Source organism: Synechococcus sp. PCC 7336 (assembly GCF_000332275.1).
GTDB lineage: Bacteria > Cyanobacteriota > Cyanobacteriia > Thermostichales > PCC-7336 > PCC-7336.
The window spans coordinates 1,769,141-1,792,115 of sequence record NZ_CM001776.1 but is presented as its reverse complement, the minus strand read 5'-3'; the positions used below and the strand labels follow the sequence as shown (position 1 = coordinate 1,792,115).

Genomic DNA, 22,975 nt, shown 5'->3' with positions numbered 1-22,975 from the left:
AGATACCTTTCTACAAGCTAGGACGCTGCTTCCAAGGGAAACGAGGGCTCAAAAAACAAGCTATCCCAGTAAGGCTGAAATCTTTCCCAATAACCGGGGCAAATCGACTGGCTTGGTGTCGTAATCGTCGCAGCCCGCCTCTAACGCCTTAGCGCGATCGCCATCCATCGCGTGGGCAGTTAGGGCAATTACTGGAATCCCACTGGTTTCTGCCGCTGCCTTGAGTCGCTTCGTCGCTTCCCAGCCGTCAATCTCGGGCAAACTCATATCCATCAAAATCAAGTCGGGGGCTTCAGACTGAGCCATCTCCAACCCTTGCTTGCCGTCAACGGCGATCGCAATCTCAAACCCTTTGCGCTTCAAGCGGCGGGATAGCATATCCCGATTCATTTCGTTATCTTCGACGATCAAGAGTTTAGACATTGGTTTTCCGGTTCTCTCAAGAGACATTCACATTGACAAGCGATCCCGTCCAGAGGCTTCCCGCCTGACAGGCGATCGCGCTTCTCAATCACTCCGTATTCGCCTTGGCTGAAGTCGTATTCGCCTTGGCTGGGGCCGTATTCGCCTTGGCTGGGGCCGAGAGGACATTCAACAATTGCTGCTTCACCTGCTCGAACGACCCATCCACGAGACATGTTGTCGCGTTGGCCGCCGATTGAACCTGGCCTTGAAGCTGCTGCCGTTCGGCATTACTCAACTCTTTAGAAGTAATCGCAACCACAGGAATCGATCGCCAATCTGGATTAGCCCGCAGCAGATTGAGGAACTCGAAGCCATTCATTTCTGGCATCACAATATCGGTCAGGATCAGACTGGGAGTGGTCTGGCGCAACTGCTGCAGCGCCTCGCGACCGTGGGCTGCTTCCACCGCCGTCCAGCCGTACTTTTCCGCCAAGCGGACAATCGTATCGCGGGTGTCGAGATCGTCCTCCACCACCAGCACGATTTGATTGTCGCAGTTCTCGGCCTGCCGTTCGAGCAATGAGCCCAAGTACTTGCGATCGATCGGTTTGGTCAAATAATCAGTTGTCCCGATCGCATAACCGCATTGGTCTAGATCCTGAATCGACACTAATATCACCGCTACCGCCTGCAGTGTCGCATCCTGTTTGAAAGCAGACAGCAGATCCCAACTGTTCATTTGGGAGTCGAGAACGTCGAGGGTAATGGCATCGGGTTTGATTTCCCGAGCGCGATCGAGCGCAGCTTGGGTGGGAGGTGCCATTTCGACCTGGAACCCAGACTTGGCTAAAAACTCTTGGAGCTCTTGCCCCACCTCGGAGCGATCGTGAATGACTAAGACTTTTGGCGCTTCGCCAGGGCGCAAGCCATTGGCCATCGATCCAGACAAGCGGTCAGCAGCCTTCGGCTCGCGATCCACTTCTGCCGGTAAGCGGACGGTAAAGGTACTGCCCACACCCGGTTCGCTGGTGACGGAGATCGTCCCCCCCATCATCTCGATAAATTGCTTGGCAATTCCCAACCCCAAGCCGGTCCCGCCGTACTTGCGGGTGGTGGAGGCATCTGCCTGACTGAAAGCATCGAACACCTTATCCAACTGCTCGGGGCTCATGCCAATGCCGCTATCGCGCACTTGCAATTCAATCGTGTCGCTTTCCCCCGCTACCGCAATGCGCTTCACACTCAGGACGATCTGGCCTGCATGGGTGAACTTAGAGGCATTACTTAACAGGTTGAGTAAACATTGACGGACCTTGGTAAGGTCTACCCGCACCATACCGATATCTTCGGGGCACTCCACCTCCAATACATTGTCGTTCTTGCTGGCTAAGGGATAAATGGGTACGCACGCTTCCTGCACGAGCTTGTATAGATCGACCGACTCGACATACAACTCCATCCGTCCGGCTTCAATCTTGGAGAGATCGAGCACGCCATTAATTAACTCCAAGAGGTTCTTGCCCGAAGTGCGAATTTTTTGCAAATCTGGAACAAATTCTTCCGGTTCTAATTCTTCTGCTTCTTCGATCAGCATTTCGCTATAGCCAATAATGGCATTCATCGGCGTTCGAAGTTCGTGGCTCATATTGGCTAGAAAAGAACTCTTGGCTGCGTTGGCAGCTTCTGCCGAGATTCGAGCTTCCTCCGCTTCCTTCTTACTGATTTCTAGTGCTTGGGTGCGCTCGGCCACTTGCAATTCGAGATTGTTGACCAACTCCCGCAACTGTTGGGACATGCGGTTAAAGGATTTGGCTAACAGGCCAATTTCGTCTTGCGTTAACTCGTGTACTTGGCAGTCTAGATCGCCGTTGGCTAGGCGATTGGCAGATCGGGCGATCGCCAAAATTGGCAGGGTAATGCGCCGCGACAGCAGGTAAACCCCCACCAACAGCAACCCTGCCGAACTCAATCCGATCTGCAGAATCTCGCGGGCGAGACGGCGAGCGGGGGCAAACGCCTCGTGCTGGCTTACTTCCGCCAACAGGGCCACATTTTGATCGTCCAGCCATTGGTAAACCCCGACGACAGGCACACCCTGATAATTCTTGTAGAGACCCCAACCCGAGCCCCGTCCGACGATCGCCGCTTCAATGGCCGGACTGACGGGCTCTGCCACCGACTCTGCTGCTGCGTCCCTATCCTCTGAGTCGTCCCGCGAAATAAACGCAAACCGTTCCCCCGATCGACCGACCAAATAGGTTTCGGCACTTTCCCACAGACCGGTGCGTTCGCGAATGAGGGTATCCACTTCAGCTAAATCTAGGTCAACGGCGATCGCGGCCATTTGCTCCCCCTGACTGTCAAAAACGGGGGTGGCAAATGTGATGGCAGCCTCCCCTTCATTCAGGTAAAAATTCGGCACAATGCTATTGACAGTTGCTGCTGTAAAGTAAGTGGTCGGCAATCCGAGCGCTTGGTAGCGGGCCCCCTGCAGCGAAGCCTCTGAGGCAAACACGACAAATCCACCATTACTGGTGACGCGCAAGCTATTCAGATTGGGCTTGATTTGGCTAACCCTCTCGAAATATCGGCTCAACTGAAGTGCTGCTCCTCGATAGGCTTCGCTTTCCGGTTCGTTCAAAATCATCTCTCGCACGAGAGACCGCATTCGATCTAATTCGCCGAGCAACAGCACGTCCTTGCGCTGGTGATCCACCCAATCTCCCAACTGAAGTTGCTTGAGGGAAGCCGCCACTCGCAAGCGATCCCGGGTAGAGTCCAAGAGCGAATCGCGCGCCCGCTGATAGGCAGCCCCTGCCACAATGCAGATGGTGACAACTGACAACAACGAAAAATAGGCAACGAGCTGTGCCAGCAGACTTTTTTTCCAGATGGTCATCGCAATGTCTCGATAGATGGAGGCTCGGGAGATGGATGGGATGCAATCTGCGATCGGTTGGAACTCACGTTCTAGTCTAAGTTCCGAACAGCAATAACCAGATTGGCAGCGTAAACAAAAGGACTACCGTTCCCATGGCAAGCGCTGACACCGCTAAATCTCGATCTAAATTGTATGCTTCTGCTAAGACCAACGTTCCAAAGGCTGGCGGCATCCCCATTTGCAGCACCATGGCCAACCGTTGCTGCTCCGTAACGTCGAAAAACATCAATGCCGTGCCGACCACGAGCGGGACTAAGAGCATTTTGATCGACACAGTAGGGATGGCTTGCCCAAATTTCTCGATCGATCGCAACTGACCGAGCTTCATGCCAATCAGAATGAGGGCGAGGCTGACGATACTCCACGCAAAGAAGTTCAAGCTGCTCTCGACTGGATTGGGAAATTGCACGGAGCGCAGCAGCAAGCCGACGCCCAAAGCCCACAGAGCCGGATTCTCTAGGAGTAGACCGCGAAAGACTCTGGCGATCGCGCCACGGTTCAGATGGCGCGATCCATATCGAGCCGCGATCGCAACCCCCAGCACCTGTACGCCAAAATCTGTACCCAAAAAGTCATATAACAAAGCCCAAGAAAAATACTCCTGCCCCAACAGATTCAAAATCACTGGAAAGCCAATATAGCCTGTATTGCCCACCATCATCGCCAGCAAAAAGCTACCGCGAGTGGTTCCCGGCCAAGCGCTCGAATCAGCCTCCGACGCTTCTGCTGGCAAGTTCAATCCTTCTGTGAGCTGTCGGACTCTCTCTTCATTCAGCTCTAGATCGATCCAAAGTAGCGCAAATCCTGCTCCAACGAGAATGGCTACCCAGGCAGTAGCGGGAACCATCAGAATAATTCCCGACAGATCGGCGTCGTGCATAAAGGCGATCGTGCTGATGGGAACGCCTATCCAGAACAGAAACAGTCCAATATACTTGGGGACAATTTTCGGTAGCTGACGGCCCAAAATCGCCCCGAAGACAGTCCATCCAATCAAAGGGGTATACGTGCCGATCAGGGCCTGAGTGAGACTCGACATAAACGGATAAATACCTATTTAACGATCGATGTGGTGACTCTCCTTCGAATAAGAACTGTCGTCGCCGAGTAAGCTACCTCTTCATTCACTAACCCCCCTCAAGAGGGTGTAAATGTCTTCAAGATATCAGTAATAATAGCCACAGCTGGCTTCACTCCCGAAAAGCTCGAGACTCGTATCAGATGATTCTAGCCGAGATCGAATCCTTTAGCTCGTCAAAAGTTCAGTCGAGATGTCTCAAATGCTTTACACTTATTTACTCGATTGAATCTTCAGTCACGCAAGAGAAGTCATATGGAAGTGCTAGACGGAAATCGCATCGGTATCATTGGCCTTGGCTATGTCGGACTGCCGGTGGCATTAGCATTTGCAAAGCATTTCCCTGAAACGATTGGATTCGATATTAATTCTGACAGGATTCGAGCCTTAAAAGATGGTATCGATTGGACTCTTGAAGCTAGTGAAGAGAGCTTGCGATCGACCAATCTACAAATTACGTCTGTACTCGAAGATCTGGCAAGCTGTAATCTATTTATTGTCACCGTTCCAACCCCAATTGATTCAAATAATCGCCCCAATCTAGAGCCCATCCAGAATGCATCCCGAATGATTGGGGAAATTTTAAAGGTTGGCGATATTGTAGTTTACGAATCTACGGTCTATCCTGGAGTAACAGAGGAAATTTGCGGCCCAATCCTAGCTACCACTTCTGGCTTGAAGCAAGGAATTGATTTTAAGCTCGGCTATTCTCCTGAAAGGATTAATCCGGGCGACAAGAATCGAACTTTGGAGAAGATTGTTAAAATTGTCTCTGCTGAAGATCGAGAGACACTGCAGCGATTGAAGACTGTCTACGGAATGGCGATCGAGGCAGGACTGCATCTGGTCGATTCGATTAAAATTGCTGAAGCTGCAAAAGTGATTGAGAATATCCAGAGGGATTTAAATATTGCATTAATGAATGAGCTTGCGATGGTATTCGATCGCCTAGAAATTAGAACGGCAGATGTCTTGGCAGCGGCCAAAACCAAATGGAACTTTTTAGAGTTTACTCCCGGTCTAGTGGGAGGTCATTGCATTGGAGTCGATCCTTACTATTTGACGGCTAAGGCAGAAGAGCTAGGCTATCGACCGCATGTGATTTTAGCTGGCAGGCAAGTGAATGATGGGATGGGAACCTTTATCGCGCAAAAAGCGATCGAATTATTGATTCAGGCCGATCTACCCGTTCCAGATGCAAGAATCTTTATATTAGGACTAACCTTTAAAGAGAATATCCCCGATACGCGCAATAGCCGCGTACCAGAAATTGTATCCGAGCTACAGCAATTTGGGGTCAGACCTTGGGTACACGATCCTTTAGCAGATCCGCAATCCACTCACCAAAACTTCGAATTTAACCTAATTGAGTGGCAAGATATCTATGATGCTGATTGTCTTATTCTTGCCGTCCCCCATCGTTTCTATCTAGAAGTCCCTAAACAGGAACTGTTCGATCGCCTGCGTCCAGGAGGGGTATTGATGGATATTAAATCTGTGTTTCATCCCAATCGAGTTCCCACCCATCTAAGATACTGGAGTCTCTGAAAAGATGAGCCGATTGATAGGCTACCCCCCTATCTCCCAATCTGAAATAATTTGACTGACTCGATCGAGTGCCCATATAGCAGCTGATTCAGGGGTTTGCTCGGGGGGAACTGTACCCATCATTTCTTCAGAGAAGTTATTTCTCGTGAGGATCTGTCGGGGGATGGTACTGAGAATTGCTCTAGCCCAAATATTCTGGGCTAAAACCTCGCCGTAAGCAGGATTGAGCACCTGATAGGTCGGTCGGATTGGCCCTAGCATCTGTCTCGCCGCAGCATAGAGATGGGGATCGTCTGGGTTCGACCAAGTTGGACTGTCTAGGAGAGATTCCAATACAGGCAGAACCCGGCCCTTGTTCCCCTCCAGAACAAAGCGGCTCAAGTTATCGGGCTGTAAGAGAAACGCGAGAAAATCCTGGGCGCGATCGGGATTTTGGGCGTTCTCAAACACAATTGCCTGCTTAATCGTAATGATGGAGTGGATATAGGTGCCATCTGGACTCAGCGGCCAAGGAATAGTTGTAATATTATGATAATACCGCTCGTTTGACGGGGCATTGTAGGCCGAGTCTGGTAATTTTTGAGTCAGTGGGATCGACAGAGTTGGGTTTACTGTCATCAATAATTGTCCATTCAAGAAGCTCGCATTATTACCCGAATCTGACCAAATAACTGCTTCAGGTGGAATGAAACCATTGAGATAAAAATCTCTAAATTGTGCGATCGCTTTTGTCACTCCCTCTCGCACTTTGGGATTGTCCAACTGCAGTTCTCGGTTACTATTAATTAACCGAGCCCCATAAGCCTCAAGAAATTGTTCGAAGGCCCAAAACAGATCTGTCCCCGAGTCGGATAAGCTCAACCCGAGACCGTAAACCCCTTCGTCTTGCGCGCCCCGTTCCCCCTCGCGGGCGGACGAGAGCGTTAGTTGAGCATCCTGCCAAAACTGCCAAAAGTCATCCCACTGGCGAGGCACATCTGCTTCACTCAGATTGGCATCCTCCAGCAGTCCCTTCCAGTAATGGATATAAATTGCTTGCTGGCCGAGCGGTACCGAAAAGTAACTGCTTTCGCCCGTCTGATTGTTGTGATAAGTAACTGCTTGCTTGACAGCAGAGCTGAGATCGAGCGGTTCAACTAAATCCGAAACGTTTGCCAAATGGCCTTCCCAGGCCAACTGAGGAATCAGACCCGATTCCTCAGCATCCCATCCAAACATCATGTCGGGAGGGTCGCCCAGTTCTATTGCTCTGACTGCATTCTGCAAAAGATTGTCGTGATCTAACAAAATTAGCTCGGTGGTAATGTCCTCTCCCGTTTCCCTCTCTTTCTGGCTCTCCCACGCCTGCAAGAGTTCGGTAATCACAGCGTTCTCTTCCGGCAGAAACCCCTGATTCCACCAAATGACGAGATCGATATTTTCGGTGTCGGATTCTTCAAAAGGAGTCAGATTGGAGCCGCCACTACATGCCGCCAGTCCGGCACATGCTAGCCCACCTGCCAATAGACCCAACAGTCTACTCATACTTCTGCAACCCAGTTACTCAGTAGAATTCTATCCCCAGAATGGCTAGTAGGAACGATTGTACGAAAGAGTTAAGATCTCGAATTTTAGACTACAATCCTCGCTTGAGAAATTCGCAAATAATGCCAATGCCTCGATAGAGATCTGCGAGCATCAATTGCTCGTTATTGCTATGGGCGCGTTCTAGCTGTCCGCAGCCAAAAATTAAGGTAGGCAGGCCCAGCGTTCGGCTGTAATGACGGCAATCGCAACTCACATGCCAAGCATCGACTCGCCCAATTTCCAAGCCAGCACAACGAGCTGCCTCAATAAAAGTATGAATAAAAGGGTCATCAGCTGCAGTCAAACAGCCTTCATTGTGCAAGCCGGGGAAGGTCAGCTCGTAGCGAGCTCCCTCCTGCGCACCCACCGTTTCAGCTAAAAGCCCATCCAACATTTTTTTTGCTCCTTCCAAGCCGTAATGGGGCAGGAATCCGAGATTGCCCAGCAGTTGACAGTGTTCTGGTACGGAACCGTGCCACTCTCCCCCTTTTATCTGACCAACATTGATTTGGATAGGTCTACTCCAACGGGCAAAAGCCTCGTGCTGTCGAGCTGCTTGAATGAGTTCTCCCTCCATTGCTCGCAATCTTTGAATCACCATAAAGGCTAGATCGATCGCATTCAATCCAGTTTCTGCTGCCCCCATATGGGTGGACTGTCCGAACAAGTTGATTTCAAAGGTGATACAACCTCGATGCCCTCGAAAGACTTCGAATCCTGTGGGTTCTAGCGCCAACACTGCATTTGCATCCAGGCCACTCAGAACAGAAGCCAGTCCGCCATTGCCGCCGATTTCCTCTTCGACAACCAAATCGAGAATCAGATCGTCTGGGATAGCGATCGCTTGCGTATCGAGAAAGCGGATGGCTTCCGCAAACATCATCAGATTTCCCTTAGTATCGCAAGCACCTCGGCCAATAATTGAATCGCCTTTCCATCGCGCCTTAAAGCCCTCTTCAAAGCCAGAAGTTAGCGGAACGACATCTAGGTGACAGTTGATGGCCAGACGCTTTTTACCAATGGTGCCCGGTCTAGTCGCGCGTAGGATATATTGGCGATCGCCAAATTTTGAGAGGGGGGCGGGGCAACGTTCGGGATGAGTCCAGAATGCCTCAGGAATGGCTCGACGTTCGAACTGGAAACCGAGAGGTTCGAGATACCGAGTCAGGAAAGGGAGCGCAGCATATTCATTCGGCGAGATTGTATTGATGCCGATATAGTCACACAAAGCAGCAATTATCCGCTCTTGCTCCTGCAAACACCAGGAGGAAATCAGATCTTGGAAGTCACTCATAATCTCTCTGAGAAAAAGTTTGGAGAAAGCTGTAGATTGTTAGCTCTTGCGAGATACAGTCGGCGTACCAAAAATAGTTTCTGCCACAGTAGATTCTGTATGCTTGAGAAAATTATCTATATCTTCAAGCAACTGTTGCAACTTCACAGCTTGCGTATAGTCTACCCTTTGCTTTCGCGAGAGTGACGGATCTTGCTTGCCCAAGCCGTCTAAAAGGAATTGATAGACTTTATGGACTTGATATAAAGGTTGAGGGAAATCACTGTTGTCAGTTTGATAATTTAACACACCTTTTCGGCTGCCATCTAGAGGATTAATAGAATAGACGGTGATAGTGTCACAATCCCATAGCGGGCAATCGAACCTAAAGATGACTTGAAATATCTCTGAGTTTTCATCTTGGAGAAATGCAATAATCTCTCGCCGACGTTCGTGCCAAATAAATGATGTATGGGCAGAAACTATATAGTCTTCCGTTGCCAAAATTCCATGAATGCTGTCATAAAGACATCTATCTCCAACCGCAAAGTTGCTCACATGAGCGAAACATTGTTTAACTTGCCAGCGAGGAAAGCCGAAAATATAATCTACCAGATCTAGAGGATGAATCATCTCACTCAGAACGCCGATGGTGGGTCTTGAGTCTAGTGCGCGATGTTTGCCCCAAAAAAATTGAACTCGTGTGGGTTTTAATCCTGGATGCTCGCGCCGCCATTCAAAAAAGCGATCGATAATAGGACTGTAGCGCTCGACCAAATTGACCGATAAGTGCCTGTGTTGAAATACTTCTGATAAGGATTCTGCCTCAGACAGAGTTTGAGTGAGTGGCTTCTCGCAAAGGACGCGCTCGATCGTCTCGAATGTTCCCAAACGAGCCAGCACATTGTGATGTTCTGCTTCATTTACCGTCACAATTGCCACATTTGGACGGGCTGCTGCGATCGCAGTGTCCAGATTGTCATAACAGGGCCACCCCATACTCGCAGATCCAGCCAGTGCTTCGGGTCTGCGATCGCACACTCCCACAACTTTAATATCGCTGCGATCGCGATCTGCAATATATTTTAAGACTTTAGCAAAACGTTGCCCTGCTGCACCAAAACCAATCAAAACAATCCGTAGAGTGTCCGTATCTGGCATCGCAAAATCCCCTCTGATGCTATTGGCGAATGATTGGACTCTAAGCTTACAGAACTGAATAACCTCCATCCACGAGAATATTTTGTCCGGTGACGTAAGAATTGAGCTGGCTGGAGAGGAATAGTACGACCTTTGAGATTTCTTCGGGTTCTGCAAGACGCTTCATCGGTATTTTGTCTGCGATCGCCTGCAGAGCTTCTTTGGAATAGTTGCCTTTCAACATGTCTGTAAGTGTAAAACCTGGAGAAACTGTATTTGTCAAAATATTGTACTGAGACAATTCAGCTGCAGAACTGATGGTGAGTCCGTGTAGTCCAAATTTGGTTGCAGTATAAACACCGCGATCGGGGATGGTGATCTGGCTCCAGATGGAGGCGATATTGACGATTCGACCATACAGATTGCGTTTCATCGACTCGGCGACTGCTTGAGTCAAAAGAAATGGCGCTTTGAGATTCACAGAGTTTGTCAGATCCCACTCCTCCTCAGTCGCTGCTTCAAGCGGACGATGGCGCGACAATCCAGCATTGTTGACACAAGCATCAATTCTGTCTATCTTCCTAATGCTTGCCAGAAAGTGGTTGATACTTTCAGATATGCTGAAATCGACGGCCAGGAATTGAGTCGATTCTCCCAATCGAGATCGGATTTTTGCTTCCGAAGACTCATCTGTCGCTGTAACAATCAGTTTTGCCCCGCAGTCTGAGAAGTCTGCTGCGATTTGCGCTCCAATACCCCGAGATGCTCCGGTAACCAATACTGTCTGGTTCGAGAAGTCTAGTTTCATTTAAATTCCCGCTCAATGAACTGGGAGTCTAGCGAAATGGGCTCTATCGGCCACAGACGAGATAGCATTTCATCTTGCTGGGCGAGGGACTTAGGTTTGCTAAGACTGGAGTCAGCATAACAGGTACAGTAGCTCCGGTTTATAGACAAAGTTGGGGATGTGATGGCGATCGAAAACGATTGAAGTAAATCTGCTCGACTTTTGGGGAATGTGCCGCAACCTCTGTTTTACTTAGGCTAGAAGCAGTTCTCGTCTGTTGCGATGCCCACCACCTATATTGCCGAACCGCAGCTATACATTGACGGTTCTCCCGCCCCCGAGAACCTGATGGAAGACATCCTGCAGCTCTCGGTGGAAGAGAGTTTGCACCTGCCCAGCATGTTTACACTGGCAATCCGCAACGATGCCGCCCCAGGCACTGGCTCAGAAGATGCCATTTGGGAGCATGCCTCTAAATTCGAGATTGGCAGCACCATCAAAATTGGCTTCGTCTCCAGCACCACAGAAGACGAGGACTTTTCTGAAGCCGAGACAGGCACCGTGTTTGAAGGGGAGGTGACTGCGATTGAAACCCATCTCACCAGTAGCGCCCAAGCCCCCATTATCGTGCGCGGCTACGATACCTCCCACCGCCTCCATCGCGGTCGCCACAACCAGTCCTTCCAAGACATCACCGACAGCGACCTGGTCAAAAAACTGGCGGCAGATGTCGGTATTTCACTGGGGACCGTCGATAGCACCAGCACCGTACACGAATACGTCTTTCAAGAAAACCAAACCCACATGGAGTTTTTGCGGGAGCGGGCTGCCCTGAATGGCTTCGAACTATTCGTGCAGGATAATAAGCTAAACTTTCGCAAACCCAAACAGGATGGCCAGATTGAATTGGAATGGTTGGTCGAACTGAACAATTTTCGAGTACGGGTGTCGAGTGCCGAACAGGTGCAGCAGGTGGAGGTGCGGGGCTGGGATTTCGAGCGCAAAGAGGCGATCGTCTCCACCAAGAATTCGGCATCGGTGAAAACAAGCAATGAGTTTGGCCAGGGGAGTGCCGTCAGCTCGGCATTTAATGGCAAGCCCAGCCAACCGAGCATGGTGGTGGTGGATCGACCCGTGTTTAGCAGTAAAGAAGCCGATACGATCGCCCAAGCCCTGCTGGACGAACTGGCAGGGGAATTTATTCAAGCAGATGCGATCGCCGAGGGCAACCCCGAGATTCGCCCCGGTCAGGTGGTCAAGATCGCCAAGATTGGCAAGTATAGCGGCAGCTATTACGTGACCGAAACCCTTCATCTCTATCGCGATCGCATTTACAGCACCGAATTTAGCGTGCGCGGCCTGCGCAACCGCGATCTCGTCTCCGCGCTCTCTCCCCCCCAGCGCCTGCAACCGGGACAGACTCTGCTAATTGGCAAAGTGACCAATAATGTAGACCCCAAAAAGTGGGGTCGGGTGCGGGTGAAATATCCGACGCTGACTGAGGAGCACGAAAGTCATTGGGCGCGGGTGGTGGCGATCGGGGCGGGGGCCAATCGCGGCTTCGATTGTCTGCCGGAGGTGGATGACGAGGTGTTATTGGGGTTCGAGCACGGCGATATTCATCGTCCGTTTGTCTTGGGAGGAGTTTGGAATGGTAAAGATGCCCCCTCCGAGAGTGTGGACAATTCGGTGGCCAATAACAAAGTTCGGTTGCGGACGTTTAAAACTCGCGTCGGTCACGTGCTGCAATTTGTGGATGACGATAAGGACAGCAAAAAAGGTGTTTATCTCGATACGGCAGATGGCCACTTCCTGCACCTCAACGATTCTGACAAAATCATCGAGCTGAAAACCAAGGGCGGCCATACCGTTAAAATGGACGACCAGTCTAAAAGCATCGACATTCAATCAACGGGGGGAAATCTCGTTAAATTGGACGATGCTGGCAAGAAAATTCAGATTAAAACCAGTAGTAATTCCATCGAGTTGGCGGATTCTGGGGGGAAAATCACCATCAAAGCTGCAGCCCAAATGGAACTCTCGGCAGGCACAAAACTCGATCTAAAAGTGGGGGGCAGTACGATTTCTCTCACCCCTGCCAGTATTCAAGTCTCGGCCTCGGGGGTGGTTTCTGTGTCGGGGGCCACGATTAAATTGGGCTAGATCCGCCTACCGCGCGACAGGTTCCAGCCGCAGCAATTGGCCTGCCGCTGCATCCGTCAGCACGTACAGCAAACCATCTGGTCCCTGGCGCACGTCCCGCACCCGCTGAGGGATGGGAATTGACTGCTGCTGCACGACATTACCGGCCGCGTCCAATTCGATCTGGCGCACCTCTTGCGCCACCAGTCCGCCCGCAAACAAATCCCCTTGCCACTCGGGTACGCGATCGCCTCTGTAAACCGCCAGACCGGAGGGGGCGATCGCCCTCAGCCAGACCAATTTGGGATCGGCCATGCCCGGACGGGATTGCTGCTGGGAGACGAGGGCACCCGTAGCATACTCGCGACTGTGGGACACCAAGGGCCAACCGAAATTCTGGCCCCCTGCAGCTAGGTTGAGTTCGTCGCCGCCCAGAGCACCGTGCTCGGAAGCCCAGACCCTGCCGTTGGCGGGATCTAAAGCCAAGCCCTGAATGTTGCGATGGCCGTAACTCCACACCGCTGGGTCGGCGGCGGGAGAGGCGACAAAGGGATTGTCCGCTGGAATCGAGCCATCGTCGTTGAGTCGCACAATCTTGCCCAGGCGACTGTCGAGATCTTGAGCTCGCTCGCGGATGAGACGGCCATTCAGTTGCAGGGGAGGATTGCCGCCATCCCCGATCGACATCAGCAAAGTTCCATCCGGCAACCAGGCGAGCCGGGAACCGAAGTGCTGGGTACCGGGTTTAGCTGGAGAGGCTTGGAAGAGCACCTGCCAATCGCTCAGGGTTTTGCCATCAAATCTGGCCCGGGCCAGTCGCGTTCGATTGGATCGACTCGTGCCTTGGGCGTAGGTGAAATACAGGAAGCGATTCTGCTCGAACTGTGGGTGAGCCGACACCTCCAACAGGCCCCCTTGACCCCTCGCGAAGACTGGCGGCAGTCCGGCAATGGGGGCGGGATCGAGTTGGCCGTCTCGCACGATGCGCAGCCGCCCCGGGCGTTCGGAAATGAGGATGGAACCATCGGGCAGCCAGGTCATGCTCCAGGGATGCTGCAATCCCCTGACAACCGTCACCGCCCTGATGCCGCGAGCAGTGGGTACATGGGTGTCGGAGATAACCGGGTTAGCATTGCTGGCTCCAGCGAGAGTTCCGAGAAATGCGAGAGTTCCGAACAACGCGGGAGTTCCGAGCAAAAGGGTAATGGGGAATAAGGCCGCAAGGAACTTCAATCGGACTCGAATCTGCATAAAACACCTCTTGCAATAGCCTTCAGAAGTCATGCTTGGTTCATTATGCGCTCGGCCATTGCTCGCGCACAGACGGCCTCGCGCAAAAGGCGATCGCTATTCTCCGCAATCCCTCGGCGATGCAAGTGCGGCGGCTCAGTGCCGAAGCTCGAACGATTCTGCTGGAATGTTAGAGTGAATAGAATGGGCCAGTCTACTGACACATAAGCGACTGGAACCGTTCCACCACCGTCAGAACTCTACCCCATGGCAGATTTTTCGATTCGATTTCGCCAGCTCACCCAACGACTGCTGGACAATACCCAAATTAAAGACATCTTCGTCGAACAAGAGGTCAGCGAAAGTCAGAATATTGCGCGCGAGTTAGCCGAAGCAGGCGAACGGGTCTCGCAACTCAGTCAGGTGGTGGCAGAAGCCGAAGTCCTCAGCCAACTGCACAACTCGCTCGTGAACGAGTGCGAGTCGTTGCGGATGGAAAAAAGCAGCCTGGAAACGCAGGTGCTCGATCTGCATCAAGAGCGCAACGAAATTGAGCCGCAAGTGCTATTTTTGCGCGACGAACTCAATCAAGCCCAGATGCAACTGGAGCAAACTCAAAACCGCGAGCGCAACCTGAGCGATCGCGAGCGCCAGTTGACCGATATTGTGGCGCAGTTAGAACGTCGCCGAGCCGTACTCAGCCAAACCATCGAGAATTTGACCAGCCAAGAGGCCGATTTTATCGTACGCACTCAGGAATTATCGCAGGTCATCGAAACTCGCGAACAGCAGGCATCGCAAATGATGCAGACGGTCTCTCACCTGACTGTGACGCTGGATGAGTTGGTGGATCAGGTGGAAGAAAAGCGGGCTCAACTACAAGAATTGGGAGGAGAACCGGACGCCAAGGTGGAAGAGCAGTTGCAGGAAGCCGTTGCAACGCTTGAGGATGTCGAACAGACAGAAGAACCAGTACCTCCTGCCAATTATGGGGATGCAGCTTACGCTAGCGAGCCTTACTCCAACGAGCCTTACTCCAACGAACCCTATCCTAACGAGTCCTACTCCAACGAGCCTTACTCTAACGAGCCTTATTCCAACGAACCCTATCCTAACGAGCCTTATTCCAACGAACCCTATCCCAACGACGAATCGTCCTCTGACAAAGACCCTTGGGCAGACAATCCTCCCCCGCCTCGGGAAGAGCCCCCAGCGTCGCAGGAACCATTTACCCCAGCACCCTCTTCCCCCTTTAACGAAAACCCTTGGGGCTAGGAGCTTTTAATGCGATTCCCATCGGCTCTCCGCCAACAGTTTGAAACTGTTGGCGTTTGGCTGCGTTTGCCATTCCCTGGCCGATCGGCGCATTGATAAAGGATATGTAAAGCGAAGAAGAGTGCTTCACAAATAATTCACAGGCCATTGGGAGCATACAGATATGCTAGCAATGGTCAGTTGAGTTACTCGAATTGGCCTGTTGCGAAGATGGTTCCGACCCAGATGGCGAAAGTGACGCTCCCCATTCCAGTCAGGGACTAGTTTGACTCCTTCTTAGCTCCGTCCTGGGGGCTGCAGCGGATGGCTGCTGCAGCACTCCTCTCTTTTGCAAGTCCTTTCTTGAGGTCAGGCTTTTGGATAGTCACCTCCCTGAGGCAAAAAGACAGTCCTGTGCTCTTGAAGGGCTGCACGCTATTCCTCAACCCACCTCTAGAGTCAGAGTCGGGCGATCGCCCGACCGTTCTCGGCCGAGAGCAGAAATTCCTTTACTCGTGGAATACCTGCTGCAGTCGCAGCAGCGGCAATCGTTCCAGCAAGTCAGTCTAGCTCTTCAGGCCATAGAGCAGGCGGCGATCGCGCCGCATTCAGACGCACAGCCGAGATCGGTTGCACGCAAACCGCAAGACACAACAATTTTGGTGGTTGACGATATCGCAACCAACCGCAAAATTCTGCAGCGACAACTGCAGCGCCTTGGCTACTGTGTGGATGCTGCCAGCAACGGCTTAGAAGCCCTCGACTGCTGCACTCACCAAGTCTATGGGGCAGTGATGATGGATTGCCAAATGCCTTTTTTGAATGGCTACGATACCACTCGTCGCTTGCGGCAACAGGAGGGACACATTCGCCATACCGTGATCGTTGCTGTCACCGCCAATAAGTCTCCAGGTCATCGCGATTGCTGTTTGGCTGCAGGAATGGACGATTTTATCTATAAACCTGCTAACGAGCGCGTCTTGCGGACGGTTTTAAACCGCTGGTTGCACCTCAGTGCATAGCGTTTGGGCAAACAGGTCAACAACCGGGGGAAGATTAGTTCTACCCGTGCTGCAAAAAATTTATTCGATTGTTAGGTGGCCATTGTGAAAGATGACATTTTGATCGATCGAAGCTCGACAGGCGCGATCGACCGCGACCTGCTCGGCCGGCTTTCGGAAGGGGATATCGAATTCGAGCGGGAACTGTTAGAAACTTATCTAGAAGATGCTCAAATCTGTCTCGAACAACTCGAAATAGCGTTTGCAGGTTCGAATTGGCAGGCGGTTATCGAAATCGCCCATCAACTGAAGGGAGCCAGTGGCAATGTGGGGGCTGCCGGTATGGCAGAGTTAGCCGCTCAACTAGAACGGCAAGCCCAGCAGCAGGAGGGGAGGGACTTACTGCAACATCTCCAGCGAACTTTGCTGGCGATCGAACAGATTGTGGCTGACTGGTAGATGTATGGGCGATCGATTCAGGAATCCTGGGGATATCCTGTATGGCTGGCATCGATTACATAGCTGCAGCACGATTCCTCCTCTGCCCAGGCAAAGTCGACGTCAGCGATCGCCTTCTCAATCTCTTAACGCCAATCCAACCCTGCGGCCAAGTCCCCCAGGATGGGGGATTTAGGGGCCGAGTGCAATGTCTGAAAACTCCAGGTCTCAATATGGATGAGGTTTAGCAAGCGTTTGGAGCTATTCATCACATCCGACTGAACCAGCGCCTAAGCATCGGATGCGCCCGTTGCGAATGTAGGATTCTCGAATACTTATAGACCAAGAGAGTCGGGAAAATCATAAGATTACAACTGAATGTCATGAAAAGAGGTTTTCTACCTTGGGGGATACCTACAACCGGCGCAGTCAGTTAGGGGCTTCTCGTCGCAGGCTTGAAGATGCACTAGCTCTTCATAAAAGTCAGAGGTGGATAGGTTCTACCTACCTTGGAGAGTATGCGATCGAATGCTCGTTGAAGTCTTTGATCTGTTACGAAGAGCGTAAGAATAGCTTTAAAGAAACTCGTGGATTTCAGGCAGGCTTACAAGGTGCAAGCCTCCATAGCTTACAAAAGTTACTCAAATGGTCGCCTACGTTACAGCGTACGATTGAATTAGATCGGACAGGTAAATACAAGAATGCTTGGAAGACTATTACATCCACCTGGCGCAATGATGAGCTACGTTATTCTGATAAGCAAGGGAACAAGTTAGAAAGTCAAAAGTTCATCGCAGCAGTAAAAAAGATACACTTGCTATTGCTGAATAGACAAGGAGAGTAGCTTAATGGCAGATACGGATATAATTTCAGCCCGGATTCAGAACCATCTACTTCAGAGGCTACAGAGCCAAGATTCAGCAGCAAAAGTGTCTGTAAAACGAACCTCCCTGGGATGGATTAAGCTTAGAGTCATTACAAAAATATTCAGGAATCAGTCATTGATTCAACGAGAAGAAAGAATTGACAACCTACTATTAGATATTGAATTAAATCTCGGTCAATATCCGATATCTGATTATGAATTATTAACTCCTCAGGAGGGAGAGTCGCTTGAGCCCGAGTATATTCAGCTGCCACTATGGTCGGATATCCTGATGGCTCCAGAAATAGAGGAACCAGTCTTAAGCATGAAAGACGACCCAAAGCGTCCACAAGTTGTTAGCTTTTACTCTTTTAAGGGAGGGGTAGGGCGCTCCACGGCGCTAGGTATGACAGCTATTTCACTAGCCAAGAGAAATCGGCGTGTTGTCACGATTGACTTTGACCTTGAGGCACCTGGAATATCTGTTTTATTTCAACCAGATATAGATCCTTCTAATACAGAAGAAAACGGAGTATTAGATTATTTGTATCAGCGTTATTTGACCCCCGAAGAAAACATCCCCAATATTGAGGATTGTATCTACAAAATTAATTTTTCTGGTCATGGTGAGATATATCTAATTCCAGCCGGAGGGTATAATGAAAACTATATTCACAGATTAGCTGAGCTTGACAGGAGGACATGGCAATCCTTTTATCAAGGAGATCGTAATCCAGTTTCTATGTTGATTAGTGATGTTAATGAACTTTTAGATCCAGATGTCATTTTGATTGATGCTAGACCTGGCTTTAATGATATTAGTGCAATTGCTTTATTTGACCTAGCAGATACAGGCATCATTTGCTTTTCCCCCACAGATCAAAGTTTTGAAGGATTGCGCTATGTTGTCCAGGCGATCCGAAAACAATCTAACTATAGAGGTAAACCCGATCTGAGGTTCCTGTTAACACCCATGCCAACAGTTTCAGAAGAGCAAAGTCAAACTTGGATAGACAAGGCTGAAAACTGGATTGTAGAAAACTGGGGCTTACCTGATGAAGCAAGCATAGAGGAGCTTTATAGTAAGGTTTTCTATAACCCAAGCATCATAAGTCTATCTAGCTTGCTTAAAACTCCGCGCGAGATTTTAAACGGATATGAGTCAGTGGCAGATTTTATTGACGCCAGTCTTCCAGATACTCTTATTGAGTCTGAAGTTTCTTCAGAAGAGCATAGACATGTTTTAGATCAGCTTAGTTTTGAAGCTGCAAGAGCACAAGATATGGAATCGGAAAATATTCCAGATATTTTCCAGAGAACAGCAGATTTTCCAAAGTTTTTGAGTAATAAGTCTTGGCTTATAAGAGGTGCGAAGGGAACTGGCAAGAGTCTGCTTTTCAGACTTTTTGTAGAACAATCTGAAAAGGCTAAAAACCTTGCTAGAGATGACTTTGGCCTATCTAATTTTGGTTTTATTGCAGGCCATGGAGAACCTCGTTTAAATGCTCCGATTCTCAACAGTACTAGTTTGACAAGTTATGAGGAACAAGTTGGCGAGGACAAATGGGATGTTTTTTGGCTAAACTATACACTTCTTCAACTTTGCTCTTCTCAACCACAGATTCACTCTGTTAATGCTCTGGACGAACAACTTATTAAGTTATCTACAGAAGAAAATCCATCGCAGTTATCAATTATTGGTTGGCTAGTACAACGTGCCCAGTCTCCCCAGTCAATACCACAAGCTAGCGACGAGCTATATATTATTGATAGTTTATTATCCAGTCGCAATTGTAATGTATGGATTTTGTATGACGAACTTGATGCTGGCTTTGGATTTGGCCCTGAAAACTATGCGAGGCGTCGGCGTTCTCTTGAAGCTTTGCTTGCTTGGTGGCTGGAAAATGGGATGAGTTTAAAGTGCATTATCCCAAAAATTTTCTTACGCGAAGATATATGGAACCAACTTAATTTTATCAATAAAGGGCATTACATTTCTCGATCGCTTCAACTTCGCTGGGATGAAGTCGATCTTTGGAGGCTAGTATTACGTCAAGCTTTGCAAAGCTCTCAGATTTTACGAGATGCTACTGAAAGAGAGTTTGGTGTAACAGTTGAGCGTCTTGAGATGATCGAGATAGAACAACTTCGTAAGAGCCTCTATCCACTTTGGGGGGAGCGTATGGGGCGAGGTAAGAAAGCATATACATACAATTGGATACGCACAAGAATTGCTGATGGGAATAGCAATTGCTTTCCCAGAAGTTTGATTTTACTTCTACAAGAGTCTGTAAAAAGAGAGCAGGAATTTTCTAGTACGTATAGTTCAAAAGTTATTTTGAGACCACGGGCACTTATTAATGCTTTCCCCTATGTGTCTAAACAAAGGGTTGATGAAGTACGTAATGAATATAGAGAGCTGGCTGAACTATTGGATAAGATGCAAGGCGAGCGATCTCCGATCGACGAAAATAGACTATCTGAAATTTGGAATATTGATGAGAGTATCTCGCCTTTACGTATAAAAGAGATGGTGGATGCCGGGATTTTGAAAGAGCGCTCACGACCACAAGATCCTCCACCCCGAGTTTATGCTGTTGCCGAGCTATACCTATATGGCTTGGGTATGGTTCGTAAAGGCCAAAGATAAATATCAATCTTTATATGCTAACTATTGCTAGACATGATAGATCTTCCTTTCAAGAAAGAGTAGAAAGTTTCAGTTCCATTGTTCGCCCGCAGTGGACGAGCAATGGAATAGACATGGCTTGGAACGATTTAACTATCGCCCTCCAACTCCTGCTCGACCTCCGCCACGTACAAGCGAGTCTTCAACACCGTATCGGGATTGAGGCTGATGGAATCGATTCCCTCCTCCACCAAAAAACGGGCAAATTCGGGATAATCGCTCGGTGCTTGACCGCAAATACCAATCTTGCGACCGGCAGCGCGAACCGTCGCGATCGCCCTCGCCACCATCCGCTTCACTGCTTCATTGCGCTCGTCAAATAAATGCGCCACCAAGGCCGAATCGCGATCCAACCCTAATGTGAGCTGGGTCAAGTCATTCGAACCAATCGAGAAGCCATCAAACACTTGACTGAACTCGTCAGCCAAAATTACATTGCTGGGAATCTCGCACATGACATAAACCTGTAGCCCGTTCTCCCCTCGCTTCAAGCCGTACTGCTCCATTTCCGCCAGCACCCGCCGTCCCTCCTCCGGCGTGCGACAAAACGGAATCATGGGAATAACATTCACCAGCCCCATCTCGTGGCGCACCCGCGCCATTGCCCGACATTCCAAGCCAAATGCCTCGCGATAGTTGGCATCGTAATAGCGAGACGCCCCCCGCCAGCCCAACATCGGGTTTTCCTCATCTGGCTCGAACTGCTTGCCCCCCAAAAGATTGGCATATTCGTTGCTCTTGAAGTCGGACATGCGCACCACAACCGGTTTGGGGTAAAAGGCCGCCGCGATCGTGCCTACGCCCCGCGCGAGTTTGTCGATAAAGAAATCGGGTTTGCTGTCGTACTGAGCGGTAAGCTGGGCGATCGCCTCTCGCTCCAGTGGGTCTGTCAGCTCGTCAAAGTGCAGCAGCGACAGTGGGTGGACGCCAATGTGGTTGTTGATGATAAACTCCAACCGCGCCAACCCCACGCCGTCGCAGGGAATTGCGGCCAAGCCAAACGCCTCTTCTGGGTTACCCACATTCACGAGCACTTGAGTGTGCGGTCGGGGCAACTCGTCGAGCTGTGTCTCCTGCACCTCGAAGGGTAACAGTCCGGCATAAACGCGTCCTGCTTCCCCTTCCGCACAACAGACGGTGACGTCGGTACCGGGGGCAATCGCCTCCGTCGCATTCGTGCAACCCACGATCGCCGGAATTCCCATTTCGCGAGCAATAATCGCCGCGTGACAGGTGCGCCCGCCGCGATCGGTCACAATCGCGCTGGCCTTCTTCATAATCGGCTCCCAATCGGGGTCCGTCTTCTGAGTCACCAGCACTTCCCCTGGCTTGAAGGTTTTAATGTGACTCACGTCCAAAATCACCCTGGCTTTACCCTGCCCGATCGCCTCCCCCACCGCGCGACCGTCCGCCAACACCTCACCCCGCTCCTGTAGGTAAAAGTTGCGCAGCACGGTGGCAGATTTTTGCGACTGCACCGTTTCGGGACGAGCTTGAACGATAAATAATTCCCCCGTCTCGCCATCCTTAGCCCACTCAATGTCCATCGGCGTGTAAGTGCCTCGGGTTTCGGAATAGTGATCCTCGATCGTGCAAGCCCATCTCGCCAGCGTCAAAATTTCGTCGTCGCTAATGGCAAGGCGATCGCGATCGTCCTCCGAGACCGTTACGTTTTTGGTTTGTTTGCTATCCCCCTGCGCGTAAATCATCTTGAGGGTTTTACTGCCCAGGCTCTTTTTCACAATGGGTCGATAGCCCTGCGCGAGGGTGGGTTTAAACACAAAATATTCATCTGGATTCACGGTGCCCTGCACCACGTTTTCCCCCAATCCGTAGGCTGCTGTCACCAACACGGCATTCTTAAACCCCGTTTCGGTGTCGATGGAGAACATGACCCCCGAGGCTGCCAAATCGGAGCGCACCATCTTTTGCACCCCCACCGATAGGGCCGCGTCGAAATGGTCGAACCCTTGAATCGTGCGGTAGGAAATGGCGCGATCGGTGAACAGCGAGGCGAAGCAGCGATGGCAGGCCTCCAGTACGCTGCGCACCCCTCTGACGTTCAAATAGGTTTCCTGCTGACCGGCAAAGCTGGCGTCGGGCAAGTCTTCTGCCGTGGCACTAGAGCGAACGGCCACATCGGTGTCGTAGCTGTAGCGCTGGCAAACCTCGCGCTCGTCCCCCTCCAGGCGATCGCAGAGGGGAGCCTCGGCTCCATACCGCTCGCACAATTGCAGGTAAGCTGCCGCGATCGCCTGCTCCAGTTCGAGCGGGAAGGACGCGTGCAAGACCAAATTGCGGGCCTGTCTGCCGCAGCGATGCAGGCTGTCGAGATTGTCGACATCTAAGTCGGCAAAGAGTTGGCGCAATTGCGGCTCTAACCCCGTCTCTTGCATGAAATAGCGATAGGCGCGGGCTGTGGTGGCGAAGCCAGTGGGAACGCCGATGCCTTTGGCGGTTAACTGCCCAATCATCTCGCCCAAAGAAGCATTTTTGCCACCCACGAGGGGGACATCGTCAATCCCGACCTGTTCGAACCACAAGACAAATGCTTCGTCTTTCGCGACATCGGCGAAATCGGACTTCACTGTTGCTTGAACCACGGGTTCACCTCTTCT

Annotated in this window: 17 protein-coding genes; 8 read left to right on the top strand and 9 right to left on the bottom strand. The window is 50.7% G+C overall.

Translation table 11 applies throughout. The features are described from left to right. Positions 1–60: 60 nt before the first annotated feature. The 3 genes from SYN7336_RS08570 to SYN7336_RS08560 form a co-directional block, all read right to left on the bottom strand. Positions 61–423, bottom strand: coding sequence for a response regulator (locus tag SYN7336_RS08570; RefSeq protein WP_017325524.1), 363 nt, complete (start codon positions 421–423; stop codon positions 61–63). A gap of 88 nt (positions 424–511) precedes the next feature. Continuing rightward, the gene (locus SYN7336_RS25075; RefSeq protein WP_017325523.1) at positions 512–3,304 is read right to left on the bottom strand and encodes an ATP-binding protein; all 2,793 of its coding nucleotides are present in this window, start codon (positions 3,302–3,304) and stop codon (positions 512–514) included. A 76-nt stretch (positions 3,305–3,380) separates the two neighbouring features. Beyond that, positions 3,381–4,385, bottom strand: coding sequence for an AEC family transporter (locus SYN7336_RS08560; protein WP_017325522.1), 1,005 nt, complete (start codon positions 4,383–4,385; stop codon positions 3,381–3,383). A 294-nt stretch (positions 4,386–4,679) separates the two neighbouring features. On the opposite strand from SYN7336_RS08560, the gene SYN7336_RS08555 reads away from it, so the two are divergent. Then, positions 4,680–5,972, top strand: a complete 1,293-nt coding sequence (locus SYN7336_RS08555; protein ID WP_017325521.1) for a nucleotide sugar dehydrogenase — start codon at positions 4,680–4,682, stop codon at positions 5,970–5,972. A gap of 21 nt (positions 5,973–5,993) precedes the next feature. Here SYN7336_RS08555 and SYN7336_RS25070 read toward each other — a convergent pair whose 3' ends face one another. From SYN7336_RS25070 to SYN7336_RS08535, 4 genes are all read right to left on the bottom strand, one after another. Then, the gene (locus tag SYN7336_RS25070; protein ID WP_017325520.1) at positions 5,994–7,496 is read right to left on the bottom strand and encodes an ABC transporter substrate-binding protein; all 1,503 of its coding nucleotides are present in this window, start codon (positions 7,494–7,496) and stop codon (positions 5,994–5,996) included. Positions 7,497–7,587: 91 nt separating this feature from the next. Further along, the gene (locus tag SYN7336_RS08545) at positions 7,588–8,832 is read right to left on the bottom strand and encodes a M20 family metallopeptidase (protein ID WP_017325519.1); all 1,245 of its coding nucleotides are present in this window, start codon (positions 8,830–8,832) and stop codon (positions 7,588–7,590) included. Positions 8,833–8,871: 39 nt separating this feature from the next. Next, positions 8,872–9,972 carry a Gfo/Idh/MocA family protein gene (locus tag SYN7336_RS08540; RefSeq protein ID WP_017325518.1) on the bottom strand — a complete coding sequence of 367 codons (1,101 nt, stop codon included), beginning with the start codon at positions 9,970–9,972 and terminating at the stop codon, positions 8,872–8,874. Between the two features lie 46 nt (positions 9,973–10,018). Continuing rightward, on the bottom strand, positions 10,019–10,759 hold the full coding sequence (locus tag SYN7336_RS08535) for an SDR family NAD(P)-dependent oxidoreductase (RefSeq protein WP_017325517.1): 741 nt from the start codon (positions 10,757–10,759) through the stop codon (positions 10,019–10,021). Between the two features lie 261 nt (positions 10,760–11,020). On the opposite strand from SYN7336_RS08535, the gene SYN7336_RS08530 reads away from it, so the two are divergent. Continuing rightward, positions 11,021–12,901 carry a VgrG-related protein gene (locus tag SYN7336_RS08530; RefSeq protein WP_017325516.1) on the top strand — a complete coding sequence of 627 codons (1,881 nt, stop codon included), beginning with the start codon at positions 11,021–11,023 and terminating at the stop codon, positions 12,899–12,901. A 6-nt stretch (positions 12,902–12,907) separates the two neighbouring features. Here the strand turns inward: SYN7336_RS08530 and SYN7336_RS08525 are convergent, their stop codons facing one another. Further along, complete coding sequence (locus SYN7336_RS08525; RefSeq protein WP_017325515.1) at positions 12,908–14,131, bottom strand: PQQ-dependent sugar dehydrogenase; 1,224 nt, start codon at positions 14,129–14,131, stop codon at positions 12,908–12,910. A gap of 35 nt (positions 14,132–14,166) precedes the next feature. Between SYN7336_RS08525 and SYN7336_RS30710 the strand changes: the two genes are divergently transcribed. The 6 genes from SYN7336_RS30710 to SYN7336_RS08485 all read left to right on the top strand — a co-directional run bounded on the left by SYN7336_RS30710 (position 14,167) and on the right by SYN7336_RS08485 (position 20,318). Then, entirely contained in the window at positions 14,167–14,304 is a 138-nt protein-coding gene (locus SYN7336_RS30710; protein ID WP_017325514.1) for a hypothetical protein, read from the top strand. 73 nt (positions 14,305–14,377) lie between these two features. Beyond that, positions 14,378–15,385, top strand: a complete 1,008-nt coding sequence (locus SYN7336_RS27835; protein ID WP_017325513.1) for a hypothetical protein — start codon at positions 14,378–14,380, stop codon at positions 15,383–15,385. Positions 15,386–15,741: 356 nt separating this feature from the next. Then, positions 15,742–16,386 carry a response regulator gene (locus SYN7336_RS08505; protein ID WP_162139096.1) on the top strand — a complete coding sequence of 215 codons (645 nt, stop codon included), beginning with the start codon at positions 15,742–15,744 and terminating at the stop codon, positions 16,384–16,386. Positions 16,387–16,470: 84 nt separating this feature from the next. Beyond that, positions 16,471–16,824 (top strand): Hpt domain-containing protein, encoded by a 354-nt coding sequence (locus SYN7336_RS08500; RefSeq protein WP_162139095.1) that lies wholly within the window; start codon positions 16,471–16,473, stop codon positions 16,822–16,824. 382 nt (positions 16,825–17,206) lie between these two features. Then, the gene (locus SYN7336_RS08490) at positions 17,207–17,647 is read left to right on the top strand and encodes a hypothetical protein (RefSeq protein ID WP_026100830.1); all 441 of its coding nucleotides are present in this window, start codon (positions 17,207–17,209) and stop codon (positions 17,645–17,647) included. Between the two features lie 4 nt (positions 17,648–17,651). After that, positions 17,652–20,318 (top strand): P-loop ATPase, Sll1717 family, encoded by a 2,667-nt coding sequence (locus SYN7336_RS08485; RefSeq protein WP_017325507.1) that lies wholly within the window; start codon positions 17,652–17,654, stop codon positions 20,316–20,318. A gap of 128 nt (positions 20,319–20,446) precedes the next feature. Here SYN7336_RS08485 and ppsA read toward each other — a convergent pair whose 3' ends face one another. Next, positions 20,447–22,960, bottom strand: coding sequence for a phosphoenolpyruvate synthase (gene ppsA, locus SYN7336_RS08480; RefSeq protein WP_017325506.1), 2,514 nt, complete (start codon positions 22,958–22,960; stop codon positions 20,447–20,449). Between the last annotated feature and the right edge of the window lie 15 nt (positions 22,961–22,975).